This window comes from Salinicola tamaricis (genome assembly GCF_003006155.1).
In the GTDB taxonomy this organism is placed as follows: domain Bacteria; phylum Pseudomonadota; class Gammaproteobacteria; order Pseudomonadales; family Halomonadaceae; genus Salinicola; species Salinicola tamaricis.
In genome coordinates this window covers 1560877-1575345 of the sequence record NZ_CP023559.1, presented here as the reverse complement: position 1 = coordinate 1575345, position 14469 = coordinate 1560877, and the positions used below count along the sequence as shown (strand labels likewise).

Annotated in this window: 11 protein-coding genes and 2 pseudogenes; 9 read left to right on the top strand and 4 right to left on the bottom strand. The window is 68.1% G+C overall.

Annotated elements, in window-relative coordinates:
• Positions 1–294: 294 nt before the first annotated feature.
• Positions 295–1395, top strand: coding sequence for a murein transglycosylase A (mltA, locus tag CN538_RS07305; protein ID WP_106419007.1), 1101 nt, complete (start codon positions 295–297; stop codon positions 1393–1395).
• 67 nt (positions 1396–1462) lie between these two features.
• Here mltA and CN538_RS07300 read toward each other — a convergent pair whose 3' ends face one another.
• Positions 1463–2029 (bottom strand): HdeD family acid-resistance protein, encoded by a 567-nt coding sequence (locus CN538_RS07300; RefSeq protein WP_106419006.1) that lies wholly within the window; start codon positions 2027–2029, stop codon positions 1463–1465.
• A gap of 161 nt (positions 2030–2190) precedes the next feature.
• Here CN538_RS07300 and CN538_RS07295 point away from each other — a divergent pair, with 161 nt between their 5' ends.
• Positions 2191–3108: an oxidoreductase gene (locus CN538_RS07295; protein WP_106419005.1), complete on the top strand. Its 918-nt coding sequence runs from the start codon at positions 2191–2193 to the stop codon at positions 3106–3108.
• A 24-nt stretch (positions 3109–3132) separates the two neighbouring features.
• On the opposite strand, the pseudogene CN538_RS20890 reads toward CN538_RS07295, so the two are convergent.
• From CN538_RS20890 to CN538_RS07285, 3 genes and pseudogenes are all read right to left on the bottom strand, one after another.
• A pseudogene (locus CN538_RS20890) lies at positions 3133–3446 on the bottom strand (sensor histidine kinase).
• Positions 3447–3478: 32 nt separating this feature from the next.
• Positions 3479–4201 carry a histidine kinase dimerization/phospho-acceptor domain-containing protein gene (locus CN538_RS07290; protein WP_207233665.1) on the bottom strand — a complete coding sequence of 241 codons (723 nt, stop codon included), beginning with the start codon at positions 4199–4201 and terminating at the stop codon, positions 3479–3481.
• Positions 4198–4926, bottom strand: a complete 729-nt coding sequence (locus tag CN538_RS07285; RefSeq protein ID WP_106419004.1) for a response regulator — start codon at positions 4924–4926, stop codon at positions 4198–4200. The genes CN538_RS07290 and CN538_RS07285 overlap by 4 nt, the downstream gene beginning before the upstream one ends.
• Positions 4927–5098: 172 nt before the next feature.
• Here CN538_RS07285 and CN538_RS07280 point away from each other — a divergent pair, with 172 nt between their 5' ends.
• The 7 genes and pseudogenes from CN538_RS07280 to CN538_RS07245 all read left to right on the top strand — a co-directional run.
• Entirely contained in the window at positions 5099–6376 is a 1278-nt protein-coding gene (locus tag CN538_RS07280; RefSeq protein ID WP_207233664.1) for an efflux RND transporter periplasmic adaptor subunit, read from the top strand.
• 16 nt (positions 6377–6392) lie between these two features.
• Entirely contained in the window at positions 6393–9524 is a 3132-nt protein-coding gene (locus tag CN538_RS07275; RefSeq protein WP_106419002.1) for a multidrug efflux RND transporter permease subunit, read from the top strand.
• A gap of 25 nt (positions 9525–9549) precedes the next feature.
• Positions 9550–11061 (top strand): MFS transporter, encoded by a 1512-nt coding sequence (locus CN538_RS07270; RefSeq protein WP_106419001.1) that lies wholly within the window; start codon positions 9550–9552, stop codon positions 11059–11061.
• A gap of 496 nt (positions 11062–11557) precedes the next feature.
• Positions 11558–11944: a nuclear transport factor 2 family protein gene (locus tag CN538_RS07260; protein ID WP_207233663.1), complete on the top strand. Its 387-nt coding sequence runs from the start codon at positions 11558–11560 to the stop codon at positions 11942–11944.
• 102 nt (positions 11945–12046) lie between these two features.
• A complete protein-coding gene (locus CN538_RS07255) occupies positions 12047–12988 on the top strand; it encodes a metal ABC transporter solute-binding protein, Zn/Mn family (protein WP_106418999.1) in 942 nt (313 codons plus the stop codon).
• Entirely contained in the window at positions 12981–13775 is a 795-nt protein-coding gene (locus CN538_RS07250) for a metal ABC transporter ATP-binding protein (RefSeq protein ID WP_164999527.1), read from the top strand. Before CN538_RS07255 ends, CN538_RS07250 begins: the two co-directional genes overlap by 8 nt.
• A pseudogene (locus tag CN538_RS07245) lies at positions 13705–14409 on the top strand (metal ABC transporter permease); the annotation flags it as partial. The gene CN538_RS07250 and the pseudogene CN538_RS07245, both read left to right, overlap by 71 nt.
• Positions 14410–14469: the final 60 nt, after the last annotated feature.

Genomic DNA, 14469 nt, shown 5'->3' with positions numbered 1-14469 from the left:
GGCTGGCGCTCCAGTTTACAGGGTGTAAATGAGCATTTTTGACCGGGCTGGCGCTCCAGCCGATTTTTAACGCCGCATGGGCGAGCGCAGTACTTTTCAGACAGCACCGAGGCCCCGCCGCGCCGCCACCTTACCGTGTTCAAGGATCGAAACCGTATGCTGTCAGCCGAGCGCGCCGCCGCTTCTTCTTCCGTGTTGTCTTTACCCGCGTCGTCTTCCCCCGCGCTGTCTTTTTCCGCGTCTTCTTGCCCGCTATCGACGTCTCTTTCGGCGCCACGCTCGCGCTACCGGCCAATGGCTGCGCTGCGCCGGCATGCGGCACTGCTGGGGAGCCTGCTGCTGGCGCTGGTGGTGGCCGGCTGCAGCAGCGCGCCGATCACCAGCGTGGCGCCGAGCGGCGATGCCGAGACCCGGGTCGAGCGCCAGGATCGCGTCACCAGCTGGCAGCATCTCCCCGGCTGGAGCCGAGATCAGCCAATGGCGGCGTGGAGCGCCTTTCGCGAAAGCTGCACCCGGCTGGCGCGCAAGCCGCTATGGCAAGGGGTGTGTGCCGATGCCAAGTCGGTCGACCCGCTCAATGCCCAGGCGATCCAGCAATTCTTCGAGACCCGCTTCACGCCCTACCGGGTAACCAACAGCGACGGCAGCTCCACCGGGCTGATCACCGGCTACTACGAGCCCATCCTGCGCGGCTCGCGGGTGCGTGGCGGCCCCTACCAGACGCCGCTCTACGAGTATCCGAAGTACTGGAAGAAGCACACCCACGTCGGCCCGACCCGCCGCGAGCTGATGCGCAGCGGCGATCTGAACGGCACCGAGCTGGTGTGGGTCGATGACCCGGTAGAAGCGGCTTATCTACAGATCCAGGGGTCGGGGCGCATCGAGATGACCGATGGCACCACCATGCGCGTGGCCTACGCCGGCACCAACAACCAGCCGTTTCGCTCCTTCGCCAAGCGGCTGATCGACCGCGGCGAGATCACCCCCGCCGAGGCCACGCTGCCCGGCGTGCGCGCCTGGGCCCGGCGCCACCCGAGCCAGGTGGAAGAGATGCTCAACGTCAATCCGCGCATGGTGTTCTTCCGCGAGCTGACCGGCGACCAGGCACTCTCCGACAGCAGCGGCCCGGTGGGCGCGCTGGGGGTGCCGCTCACCTCGGAGCGCAGTATCGCGGTGGACCCCAGCGAGATCCCGCTCGGCGCACCGGTGTTTCTCTCCACCACCCAGCCGCTCTCCCAGCAGCCGCTGCAACGCCTGATGGTGGCGCAGGACACCGGCAGCGCGGTGAAGGGTGCGGTGCGCGCGGACTTCTACTGGGGCCACGGCGATGCCGCCGGCGAGGCCGCCAGCCGCATGAAGCAGCGGGGTGAGATGTGGGTGCTGATGCCCAAGTGAGCGGAAACACGCCCGGCCCTGCCGCCGGTGCCGGGCGTCTCACGACCCGGCACCGGCGGGGCTCCCCTCAAAGGCCGGAAAATGCCTTGCGCACGCGCAGCGCGGCGATGATCTGGACCACCCCGTAGATCAGCGCGACGACGCCGATCCACAGCGCGGTGACCACCAGGCCGCTCAGCGGGCTGGCAATGAGCAGAATTCCCAGCAGCAGCGCCAACACCCCGCTGAGTACGGTCCAACCCTCGCCTGGGGCGGTCCAGCCCTGGCCCGGCACCGGGCGGCGAATGCGCAGCGCGAGCAGCAGGCGGAATACCCCGGCGATCACCAGCCAGATCCCCACCAGCACCAGCAGGGCGCTGGCCATGGAGAGCGGGTCGAAGATCGCGAGCAGGCCGAACAGCACCGAGAACAGCGCATAACCGATCAGCCAGCCCTTGCCGGCACCACGATAGGCGGTGGCCGTGGTCACCAGCGTGGTGATGCCTTCCGCCAGCGCCAGGATGCCCATGATCCAGGTCAGCGCGGCGATCGCCCCCAGCGGCTTGAAGATCGCGATCGCGCCGAAGATCACGGCGACCACGCCGAACGCCATCAGGATGATCCAGCTACGCCCGATCAGACTTCTCGTTGCCATCTTTCACTCCCCTCGTGACTGCTGAAACAGGGTATCCCTGAGTATCAAGGCTTGCTGATATGTCCGCCTGCCGCCACGCTAAAGGTGCCGCGATGGGCGGTCTCAATGGCCAAGCCTGCAGGCTGACACTCAAAAGATAGTCCGATACCGGAGCCAGCTCGATGATCGCCAAAACTCACACCGCCGACGCGCCACTCGCCGTGGTCACCGGCGCCACCGCCGGGCTGGGGCTGGAGACCGCCAAGGGCCTGGCGGCAGCGGGCTATCGCGTGGTGATCGCCGCGCGCAGCGAAGAGCGCGGGCGCCTCGCCTGCCACGCCGTGCGCTCGCAGCATCCGCACGCGCAGGTGCGCTTCGAGCTGCTCGATCTCGACTCGCTGGACTCCGTGCACGCCTTCGCCGAGCTGCTGCGCCAACAAGAAAAGTCGCTGGCCCGGTTGATCAACAACGCCGGCCTGCTAGCGCCGCCCAACCGTGAGACCACCCGCGACGGCTTCGAGCGCCAGTTCGGGGTCAACTATCTGGGCCACTTCCTGCTCACCAGCCTGCTGCTGCCGCTGCTGCTGGCCGATGGCCCGGCCACCCCGGCTCGCGTGGTCCAGCTCTCCAGCCTGGCCCACCGTAGCGGCCGGATCGACTTCGACAATCTCGACGCCGCGCGCGACTACGACCCCTGGCGCGGCTATCGCCAGTCCAAGCTGGCCATGCTGCTGTTCGCCCAGGCGCTGGCACGGCGCAGCGAAGCCGAGGGCTGGCCGCTGGTGAGCGTCGCCGCGCATCCGGGGCTATCGCGCACCGCGCTGTTCGACAGCGGTGTGAAGAGCCGCCCGCTGCTGGGGCGCACCTTCAAGCTGCTGCTGCCGCTGATCAGCCAGTCCGCCGCCGACGGCGCCCGGCCCACCCTGCACGCCGCCCTCGCCGAGGCGGTTCACAACGGCGACTACGTCGGCCCCAACGGGCTCGGCGAGACCCGCGGCGCGCCCAAGCCCGCCCATCGCAGCGAGGCCGCCCGCGACCGCGCGGTGGAAGAGCGGCTGTGGCAGGTCTCCTGCGACTTGACCGGGGCGACCTGGGAGTAGCGACTTGGAATTAGCGACCTAGGATTAGCGCAAGGGAGTGAGGGGCCAGCGCATGACGAAGCGGCTGCCGCCATGGGCAGAAGGCTGACAATACGCCTGCCCGCCATGGGCCTCGGCGATGGCCTTGACCACCGCCAACCCCAGGCCGCTGCCGCCGCTCTGGCGCGAACGCGATGGCTCGCCACGGCGGAAGGCTCGAAGAGGTCGGCAGCCAGGGCGCTGTCGATACCCGGGCCGTCGTCTTCCACGCTCAACTGACAGTCATCGTCGGCCCGCGCCAGGCTCACCCGCAGGTTGCCCGGGGCGGCATGGCTCAGGGCGTTTTCCAGCAGCGCCATCAGCGCCTGGCGAATGCGTACGGCATCGCACTCTACCTGTAGAGCGGTGTCCAGCGCCTGATGCAGCTGAAGGCCCCTGTCCGCCACGGCGCGGCGAAAGCCTGCAGTACGCTGTCCAGTTCCTCGGCCAACCTCACCTCGATCCGCTGCACTTCCAGATGGCCGCTGTCCTTGAGGCTGACCACGCGCAGATCCTCGACCAGCCGGCCGAGGCCTTCCACCTGGCGCAGCAGCCCCTCGAACAGCTCGCTGCTGGGTGTGAACACCCCCTCGGCCAGCCCCTGCAGGCGGCCACGCAGCACGGTCAGCGGAGTGCGCAGTTCGTGGGCAACGGCCGCGTTCCAGAACTCGCGCTCGCGGGTCATGCCCTGCAGGCGTTCGGCCATGGCGTTGAAGTCGCGCACCAGCTGCGCGGTCTCGCCCATGGCTCGGTCGTCCATCGGGGCGCGGGCATCGAGCTTGCCCTCGGCTACGTCACGCAGGCTGTGCGCCACCGAGTTCAACGGTGTGATCAGGCGTCGCGACAGGCGCATGGCAACGAACACCGCCAGGCTCAGCGCGGCGATGATGGTGCAGACGATCCATATCAGCTCCACCCGTGAGGGCATCAACGTGTCGGAGATGCTATCCGGCAGGTAGGTCAGGGCGAAGCCGTAGAACACGTAGCTGCCGATCACCGAGAGGCCGATGATGCCCAGCGCCATCACCGCCAGCGACTGGATGATCTGCCGGCGCAGCCCCGGTGTCGGCTTCATGGCGCCACGCCGAAACGGTAGCCCACGCCCCAGACGCTGGCCGGCACGCCCTGGATATCGAGGGCTTCGAGCTTCTTGCGCAGCTTGCTGACGTGGCTATCCACGGTGCGCTCCTGGGTATCGCCCTCGGGCAGGCAGCTCTCCAGCAGTTCGGCACGGCTGAAGGCGCGCTGGGGCGTGCGCATCAGGCAGGCCAGCAGCTTGAACTCGGTCAGGGTCAGCGCCAGCGGGTGCGTCTGCCCGCCCTGGCTGACGCTGGCGTGGTGGCTCTCCAGATCGACCTCGAAGGCACCGACGCGCAACACCTGCGCGGCGGCGGGCGCGCTCGCTCGGGTGCGTCGCAGCACCGCCGCCACCCGCGCCGCCACCTCGGCGGGGTTGAAGGGTTTGACCACATAGTCGTCGGCGCCCAGGCGCAGGCCCATCAGCTTGTCGATGTCCTGATCGAGCGCGGTGAGCATGATCACCGGGGTGTCGCCACGGGCGCGAATCTCGCTCAGTACCTTCCAGCCATCGAGGCGCGGCATCTGCACGTCGAGCAGGATCAGGTCCGGCTTGAGCGACTGGTGCAGGGTCAGGGCCTGCTGGCCGTCGCTGGCGTGTTGGGTGCGCAGGCCACTGCGCTGCAGGTAGGCGGCGAGAATCTCGGCGATCTCGGCTTCGTCTTCGGCGATCAGCACCAGCCCCTGGGCGGGTGCACCGGCTCGCGCTTGGGCGTCAGACATGGTCGGGCTCGATGACGGCGGCGCTCAATGTTAGCGCGCCCTCCATGCTTTCTCCATCACCCCTCAACACCCTCTCGATAGCGCTGCGTCAGACTGCCGCCACGCGCCTCGCCCGCCACGGCGGACGGATCGAAGGGCGCGTTCACTGAGGTGGGATATGGCGAGGCGGGGAATGAACCGAAGAGATCGACAGCAGCACACCGGACAACCAGCAGCGTCTGCCACGCCTTGCCGGCATCACCGGCGGGGGCCGAGCCTCTGGCTGCGGCTGTCGCGGGGGCTGGGGTCGCGTGCGCTGAGGCTGGTCAGCGTCGGGCGGCTGGCGCTGGCTGGCATGGCCATGGCCGGGCTGGCCGGCTGCAACCCCCACGCCGACACCGCCACGCCCCCCGCCGCGCCGATCCCGGTGTCGGTGATGCCGCTGAAAGCCCACGAGCTGTGGGTACATGAAACGCTACCCGGGCGCGTGGCCGCCGTGCGCAGCGCGGAGGTACGCGCCCAGGTCGGTGGTATCGTCAAGCAGCGCCTGTTCACCGAGGGCAGCGACGTCACCGCCGGCGAACGGCTGTTCCAGATCGATCCGGCGGCCTTCCAGGCCGAGGTCGACATCGCCTCGGCGGCCCTGCAACGGGCCGAAGCCACGCTGAAACACGCGCGCCTGCAGGCCGAACGGCTCGGCTCCCTGCAACGCAGCGAGGCCGTCAGCCGCCAGCGCTACGACGATGCCGCGGCGCTACGCGATCAGGCCGCCGCCGACGTGGCCCAGGCCAGAGCGACCCTGGCACGGCGCAAGCTGGATCTGCACTTCGCCAGCGTCGAGGCGCCGATCGCCGGGCACATCGATCAGGCACTGGTCAGCGAAGGGGCGCTGGTGTCGCCCACCGATACCACGCCCCTGGCACGCATCCAGCAGATCGATCAGGTGTACGTCGACGTGCGCCAGTCCGCCTCGAAGCTGGAGACGCTGCGTCAGCAGGTCGGCTCGGCGACCTCGACGCTCGACGTGGATATCCTCGGCAGTGACGGCAAGCCACTGGGCATGCGCGGGCGCATGCTGTTCTCCGGCATCGCCGTGGATGCCGGTACCGGTGACGTGCTGCTGCGCGTACTGGTGGACAACCCGCAGCGCCGCCTGCTGCCCGGCCTCTACGTGCAGGCGCGGATTCCGATTGCGCACTACTCCGCCGCGCTCAGCGTGCCGCAGCAGGCGGTGACCCGCACCGCAGGCCAGGCCAGCGTGTGGGTGGTCGATGCCCAGGGGCAAGTGAAGCCGGTGCCCGTCGAGCTCGGTGAGCTGGTCGAGCGCCGCTACCGCGTGGTGTCCGGGCTCAGCGCCGGGCAGCGGGTGGTGATCGAAGGGATCGAGCGCCTGAGCCCTGACGCCCAGGTGGCCACGCGCCGCTGGCAGCCCGCCGCCAGCGGCGAACCGCTCAGCGCCGTCGCGCGCTGAGTCCGGAGACAATCTCATGCCGCAGTTCTTCATCAACCGCCCGGTATTCGCCTGGGTGATCGCCCTGTTCATCGTGCTGGTCGGCGTCATCGCCATCCCGCAGTTGCCCATCGCCCGCTACCCATCAGTGGCGCCGCCCTCGGTGACCCTCTACGCCACCTATCCGGGGGCCACCCCGCAGACCCTCAACGACTCGGTGGTGAGCCTGATCGAGCGCGAGCTTTCCGGGGTGAAGAACCTGCTCTACTTCGAATCCTCGGTGGATACCTCGGGCAGCGCGCAGATCACCGCCACCTTCAAACCGGGCACCAACCCGGAGCTGGCCCAGGTGGACGTGCAGAACCGCATCAAGGCGGTGGAGCCGCGCCTGCCCCAGGCCGTGCGCCAGAACGGCCTGCAGGTGGAGTCCGCGGCCTCGGGCTTTCTGATGATGGTGGGCATGACCTCCCCCACCGGGCAGTTCGATGAGATCGCGCTGAATGACTATTTCGCTCGCAACATCGTGCAGGAGCTGCGACGTATCGAGGGTGTCGGGCGTATACAGATGTTCGGCGCCGAGCAGGCCATGCGGGTCTGGGTCGACCCGCACAAGCTGACCGCCTATGGGCTGACCATGAACGATCTGGCCCAAGCCATCGAACAGCAGAACGCGCAGATCGCCCCCGGCCGGGTCGGTGACGAACCCACCGTGCCGGGCCAGCGCCTGACCGTACCGCTGACCGTGCAGGGGCAACTGAGCACGCCGGAGGAGTTCGCCGCCATCGTGCTGCGTGCCGAGACCGACGGCGCCAAGGTAGTGCTCGGCGATGTGGCCCGGGTCGAGCTGGGCGCGCAGTCCTACGCCTTTTCCAACCGCGAAAACGGCGTGGCGGCGACCAGTGCCGCGATCCAGCTCTCGCCCGGGGCCAATGCCGTGCGTACCGCGTCAGCCGTGCGTGAGCGCCTGGCCGAGCTGGCGCCGAGCCTGCCGGCGGGCATGGCCTACTCGGTGCCGTTCGACACCGCGCCCTTCGTCAAGGTCTCCATCGAGAAGGTGATCTACACCCTGTTCGAGGCCATGGCGCTGGTGTTCCTGGTGATGCTGCTGTTCCTGCAGAACCTGCGCTATACGCTGATCCCGGCCATCGTCGCGCCCATCGCGCTGCTCGGCACCTTCGCGGTGATGCTGCTGGCCGGCTTCTCGATCAACACGCTGACCATGTTCGGCATGGTGCTGGCCATCGGCATCATCGTCGATGACGCCATCGTGGTGGTGGAGAACGTCGAGCGGTTGATGGCGACGCAAGGGCTGTCGCCGAAAGCCGCGACCCTGCAGGCGATGCGGGAGATCACCGGGGCGATCATCGGTATCACCCTGGTGCTCACCGCGGTGTTCATCCCCATGGCCTTCGGCAGCGGCTCGGTGGGGGTGATCTACCAGCAGTTCACCCTGTCGATGGCGGTGTCGATCCTGTTCTCGGCCTTCCTCGCCCTGAGCCTGACGCCGGCGCTGTGCGCCACGCTGCTGCGCCCGGTGAGCGCGGATCACCATGAAAAACGCGGCTTCTTCGGCGCCTTCAATCGCGGTTTCGAGCGCCTCACGGCGAGCTATGGGGCGCGGGTGGCGCACCTGATCGGGCGCAGTGGGCGGATGATGGTGACGTTCGCCGTGCTCTGCGCGGTGCTGGTCATCGCCGCCCGGCAGTTACCCTCCTCCTTCCTGCCGGAAGAGGACCAGGGCTACTTCATGACCTCCATCCAGTTGCCTACCGGCGCGACCAGCGAACGCACGCTGGACGTGGTCAAGCGCTTCGAGGCCCACGTGGCCTCACGCCCGGCGCTGGACGCCAACCTGGTGGTGCTGGGCTTCAGCTTTGCCGGTTCCGGCCCCAACGCGGCCATGGCCTTCACCATGCTCAAGGACTGGGGTCAGCGCCACGGCGCCACCGCCGCCGAAGAAGCGGCGCTGGCGCAGCAGGCGATGGCGGACAACGTCGAAGGTACGGTGATGAGCCTGATGCCGCCGGCCATCGACGAGCTGGGCACCTCCTCCGGCTTCAGCCTGTTTCTGCAGGATCGCGCCAACCGTGGCGAGGACGCGCTGCTGGCGGCCCAGGCGCAACTGCTGGCACTGGCAGCGCAGAGCGATAAGGTCAGCGATGTCTACCCCGACGGCCTGCCGCCCGGCGAGAGCATTCGCCTGGAGATCGACCGGCAGAAGGCCGAGGCCATGGGGCTGTCCTTCGCGACGGTGAGCAGCACGCTGTCGGCGGCCATGGGCTCGCTGTACGTCAACGACTTCCCCAATGCCGGACGCATGCAGCAGGTCATCCTGCAGGCCGACGCCCCGGCGCGCATGCAACTGGACGACGTGCTCGGGCTGCGGGTTCGCAATGCCAGCGGCGGCATGGTGGCGCTGCGCGAGGTGGTGACGCCGGTGTGGAGCGAGTCGCCGCAGCAGATGATGCGTTTCCAGGGGTACCCCGCCGTGCGACTCGCCGGGGGGGCCGCAGCCAGGGTGTCCAGCGGCGCGGCGATGGCCGAGATGGAGCGCCTGGCGGCGCAGTTGCCGCAGGGTTTCGCCGTGGCCTGGACCGGGCAGTCGCTGCAGGAGCGCCAGTCGGCGGCGCAGGCGCCGCTGCTGATGCTGCTCTCGGCGCTGGTGGTGTTCCTGGTGCTGGCGGCGCTCTACGAGAGCTGGTCGATTCCGCTGTCGGTGATGCTGGTGGTGCCGCTGGGCCTGCTCGGTGCGGTGGCCGCGGTGATGCTGCGCGGCATGCCCAATGATGTGTTCTTCAAGGTAGGGATAGTCACCCTCATCGGCCTCTCGGCGAAGAACGCCATCCTCATCGTCGAGTTCGCCCGCCAGCTACATGCCGAGGGGCGCACGCTGATCGATGCCGCGGTGACCGCGGCGCGCCTGCGCCTGCGGCCGATCCTGATGACCTCGCTGGCCTTCACCCTCGGGGTGGTACCGCTGATGCTCGCCTCCGGCGCCAGCGCCGAGACCCAGCACGCCATCGGCACCGGGGTGTTTGGCGGCATGCTCAGCGGCACCCTGCTGGCGATATTTTTCGTGCCGGCTTTCTTCGTCTTCGTCATCGGCACCCAGGAGCGCTTGAGCGCCTGGCGTGAACGGCGTGACGAACGACGCAACCGTAGACCCTGACAGAGCCCATAACGGACCGAGCGCCATGTCACCGTTTCCCGCGATTCCGCGCCGCTGGCTGATCCTCCTGGCCGTGATGCTGGCCTTCCTGCCGGTGGTCATCGACATGACCATCCTGCATATCGCCGTGCCTTCGCTGACCCTGGCGCTGGATGCCTCTGCCACCCAGGTGCTGTGGATCATCGATATCTATCCGCTGCTGATGGCGGGCCTGCTGGTGCCCATGGGTACGCTCGCCGATCGCATCGGCCATCGGCGGGTCCTGCTGACGGGTCTGGTCATCTTCGGGACCGCGTCGCTGCTGGCCGCCTTCGCCCCGACACCCGCCACGCTGATCGCCACCCGCGCGCTGCTGGCCCTGGGCGGTTCGATGATCATGCCCTGTGTGCTGGGTATCATTCGCCGCACCTTCGAAGATGAAGACGAACGCGCCCTGGCGCTGGGTCTGTGGGGAACCGTGGGCGCCGCCGGCGCGGCGCTGGGGCCCCTGATCGGCGGTGTGCTGCTGGAGCACTTCTGGTGGGGCTCGGCATTTCTGATCAACGTGCCGATCATGCTGTCGGTCCTGCCGCTGGTCTACGTGCTGCTGCCGCGCCGTGAGGCGACCACCCCGGGCACCTGGACACCGCTGCAGGCCCTGTTGTTGATCGCCGCGATCCTGGCGCTGGTCTATGGCATCAAGGCCACCCTGGGCCAGACCCAGGCGTTGGCCATCGCGCTGCCGGTGGCGCTATCGGGGCTCGGCCTGCTGGTGCTATTCGTGCGCCTGCAGCTGCGCACGACCCGGCCCATGCTGGATCTGACGCTGTTCTCGCGCCCGGCGATCCTGGCCGGCATCATCATGGCGACGCTGGCGAGCGGCGCCCTGGCGGGGGTCGAGTTGACCCTGGCCCAGGAGCTGCAATACGTGCTGGGCAAGACGCCGCTGGAGGCCGGTATCTTCATGCTGCCGATCATGGTCGCGGCCGCGCTCGGTGGCCCGGTCGCCGGTTATCTCTCCCAGCTATGCGGTCTGCGTACGGTCGCCGTCCTGTCACTGGCGGTTGCCGCTGCGGCCCTGGCCTGCCTGGCGTTTTCCGATTTCGCCCATCCGGGGCTGACGGTACCGCTGCTGCTGGCACTCCTCGGCCTGGCCCTCAGCATCGGCCTGACAGCCTCGTCCATCGCCATCATGAGCTCGGTCGCGCCCAGCCAGGGCGGTGCGGCGGGGTCGCTGGAAGCCACGGCCTACGAATTCGGCAGTGGCCTGGGCATCACCCTGTTCGGTGTCCTCCTCTCTGGCGTTTACCGCCACACCCTCGTGCAGGTGCCCGACCTTCCCCCGGCTCAGGCCGAGCGCGCGGCGCGCTCCATCGGTGACAGCTATGTGATCGCCCGGGACCTCGCCGCCCCCCAGGCCAAGGCACTGATCGAGGCCGCCAAGGCGGCGTTCTCGGCCAGCCACTCCCTCGTGTTGATGACCGCTGCCGGCCTGCTCGCGGCCCTGGCACTCCTGGTGTGCCATCTGCTACGTAGCGCCTCGACGCTAACGGAGTGAGGGTCTGGGGTACCCCCTGACCGCCACGATCCGGTGCCTGGCCTGTGCTGAGTCAACGGCATCGGTGATGGATATGGGCACAGGCCATTTCCACGGACCATTTCCACGGACCCTCTTCACAGACCATTTCCACAGGTCATTTTTGTTATGTTATAACGTATATAGATTGGTCGACGAAGAGCCCCACCATGCACGCGCCAGCCCCGATTCCCGAGGACTACACCGAATGGCGCCACTGCATCACCGTGGCCTGCGGCATCGCGCTGACGCCGCGCTATATCGCGACACGCCTGCAGGCGTTGAACGATCCGCGTGACTACCACACCCAGCGGCTGCTGGGCACTACGGCCAGGACCATCATCGACGCCTCATCGCCTGGTTCGAGCGCGCCGCCCGCGAATCCACACGCCAGGGAGCGTGACGCCATGACCCAGACCCGGACGCCGCCCCGGCGCTCATCTCCACGCCCTCGTCCACGCCGGAAGCGAAACCCAGCGTGGCCCAGTGCGAGGCCGGCGCCACCCGCACACTGCAGCGCTGGGCCGAGGCCATCTCCCGCGCCGACGCACCTGCGCTGCTGGCGCTCTATGCCGATGACGCCATCCTGGTACCGACCGTCTCCAACGCCATCCGCGGCACCCAGGCCGCCCGCGAGGACTACTTCCGCGACTTCCTCTCCCGCGAAGGGCTCGACTGCGAACTGGGCGAATACGCGCGCCGGGTCAGCCACAAGCTGGGCACTGTGGTGGTGGGCGGGCACTACTTCTTTCGCTACCGCGACGGGGGTGAGCGGATCACCATTCCGGCGCGGTTTCTGTTCACCTTCGAGGAGATCGAGGGCGAGTGGAAGATCACCTCGCATCACTCATCACAACTGGCGTGAGGCGACCTGAACGCTAGCCCGGTCTTGGTCACGCCCAGGCTTCACTCCTTCACTTTCATCCCTTCAACGTCACCCCATCCGTCATCAGGAGTCACCGTCGTCATGGTCTCATCACACCGTTCTCGCCGTTCATCCTCGGCCGTTCACGCAGGCCAGGTATTCCTGCGCCGGACCCTCACCCTGCTGGCGCTGTTCTGCCTGGGCGCCACCGCCCAGGCCCAGGCCGCCATTCACGCCGTCGCCGCGGAGAGTAGCTACGGCAGCATGATCGAGACGATCGGCGGCGATCACGTCGAGGTGGTCTCGCTGCTCGATAGCCCCGACGTCAACCCCCACGCGTTCCGCGCCGATCCGCAGATCGCGCGGCAGCTACAGGATGCCGATCTCGTCGTGCTCAACGGCCTGGGCTTCGATGGCTGGATGGAACCGCTGCTCGAGAGCACCCAGAGCGATAAGCGCCAGGTGATTCGTGCAAGCGAGGCAGGCAGCCATCTGGTGATGGCAGATCAGAATCCGCACCTCTTCTACTCGCCGCGGATCATGCTCGCCACCGCGAGCCGCGTCGCCTCGGCGCTCGAGACCCTCGACCCGCAGCACGCCGCGGATTACCGCGCCAATCTGGATGCCTTCAAGCAGACGCTGGCACCGGTCTACAGCGCCGTGCAGGATCTGATCGCGGATCATCCGAATCTCAGCGTGACTGCCACCGTGCCGGTCTACAGCTACATGATCGCGCTGCTCGGCTACGCCAACCGCTACCACGACATTCAGTTCGCTTCGATGGATAACCATCAGCCCAGTGCCCGTCAGGTCGCCACCTTCACCCAGGCGCTCGAGCAGCGCAGCGTCGATCTGCTGATCTATAACCAGCAGGTGCACAACCGGCTGACCGAGAGCCAGGTCGCGACGGCCAAGCAAGCCGGCATTCCCACCGTCGGTGTCAGCGCGATCCCGCTGCATGGCGAGGACTACGCCGCCTGGCAGGTGCGTCAGCTCGATGCCATCCATGCGGCGCTGGACAAGGCTGACGCCAAGCGTGGCTGAGGCCGCCAGCGCTAGCCCAGCGACGATCGAAGCCCACGGCCTGGCCGCGGGTAAAGGCGCGGCGCTGGCGTTCAAGCATGTCTCGTTCCAGATCGCGCCCGGCAGTTTCACGGCGCTGGTCGGCCCCAACGGGGCCGGCAAGACAACGCTGTTCGAAGCGATTCTGGGATTGATCCCGCCGCGGCACGGCGGAATCCAGGTGCTGGGCGAGACGCCCCGCCGGATGCGCCGCCAGGTCGCCTATGTGCCCCAGGCGCTGGCGCTCGCCCACGACGACGCCCTGATCGGCCGCGAGTTCGTCAGCGCTGCCTTCCAGGCGCACCGGCTGGGTCTGCCGCTGCCCGGCAGCCGCCGGCGTGCCCGGGCGGCGGTGGAGGCCGCGCTCGACACCGTGGGGGCGAGCGATCTCGCTTCGCGTCGGCTCTCGACGCTCTCCGGGGGCCAGCGTCAGCGCCTGCTCATCGCCCAGGCGCTGGTCAATCGCCCCCGCCTGGTGCTGCTCGACGAGCCGCTCTCGCAGCTCGACCCCGCCGCCCGCGACTGGATCGTCGCGGTGGCCGCCGATCTCACCCGGCGCGGTATCGCCGTGATCTTCAGTACCCACGATATCAATCCGGTGCTGCGTGTCTGCGATCGGGTGCTCTATCTCGCCCAGGGGCGCGGGCGCATTGGCAGCGTCGACGAGATCATCTGCGACGAGACGCTGAGCGAACTCTATGCCACGCCCGTGCGGGTCATCCGCGACGGCGGGCGCCGCTTTGTCTTCGCGGATGCGCCAGCCGCCTGACGCGCTCTCCCAGATGTACGCCTTTTCTCTACGCTATCTCTACGCTCTAGGGTCGATTTCTATGCCCGAGTTTTTGCAATTCGCGTTCATGCGCAACGCCTTCGTGGCGACCACGCTGATTGCGCTGATGGGGTCACTGGTGGGCTATTTCGTGGTGCTGCGCCGTCAAGCCTTCGCCTCGCATGCACTGAGCAACATCGGCTTTGCCGGCGCCGCCGGAGCCTCGCTGGCCGGGGTCGACCCCATGCTGGGGCTTTTGCTCTTCGTCATGGGCGCGGCGCTGGTCATGGCCTGGACCGGGCGCGACCTGGGCGAGCGCGATGTCAGCGTGGGCATGATCCTGATGTTCTCGCTCGGGCTCGGCGCGCTCTTCGTCAATCTCTACAGCGCCAACGCCAATGCCGCGATCGGGATTCTCTTCGGCAGTGTCTTCGGTATCGATGCCGGGCAGATTCGCTGGATCGCGATCACCTCGGCGGGCGTGCTGCTCGGCCTCGGCGCGATCTTTCGGCCACTGCGCTTTGCCAGCCTCAACCCGCAGGCGGCACGCGCCCAGGGCATTCCGGTGGCCACCTTCGATACACTCTTTCTGCTGCTGGTGGGTGCCGCGGCGGCCATCGCGGTGCCGGTGATCGGCTCGCTGCTGAGCTCGCCATCTTCGTCGGCCCCGCCGCCGCGGCTCAGGCCTGGTGTG

Bases quoted from the DNA above. Each gene is read 5' to 3' on its own strand.
- mltA (WP_106419007.1), top strand. From the start codon at position 295: ATGGCTGCGCTGCGCCGGCATGCGGCACTGCTGGGGAGCCTGCTGCTG.
- CN538_RS07290 (WP_207233665.1), bottom strand. From the start codon at position 4,201: ATGAAGCCGACACCGGGGCTGCGCCGGCAGATCATCCAGTCGCTGGCG.
- CN538_RS07285 (WP_106419004.1), bottom strand. From the start codon at position 4,926: ATGTCTGACGCCCAAGCGCGAGCCGGTGCACCCGCCCAGGGGCTGGTG.
- CN538_RS07255 (WP_106418999.1), top strand. From the start codon at position 12,047: ATGGTCTCATCACACCGTTCTCGCCGTTCATCCTCGGCCGTTCACGCA.
- CN538_RS07295 (WP_106419005.1), top strand. From the start codon at position 2,191: ATGATCGCCAAAACTCACACCGCCGACGCGCCACTCGCCGTGGTCACC.
- CN538_RS07280 (WP_207233664.1), top strand. From the start codon at position 5,099: ATGAACCGAAGAGATCGACAGCAGCACACCGGACAACCAGCAGCGTCT.
- CN538_RS07300 (WP_106419006.1), bottom strand. From the start codon at position 2,029: ATGGCAACGAGAAGTCTGATCGGGCGTAGCTGGATCATCCTGATGGCG.
- CN538_RS07275 (WP_106419002.1), top strand. From the start codon at position 6,393: ATGCCGCAGTTCTTCATCAACCGCCCGGTATTCGCCTGGGTGATCGCC.
- CN538_RS07270 (WP_106419001.1), top strand. From the start codon at position 9,550: ATGTCACCGTTTCCCGCGATTCCGCGCCGCTGGCTGATCCTCCTGGCC.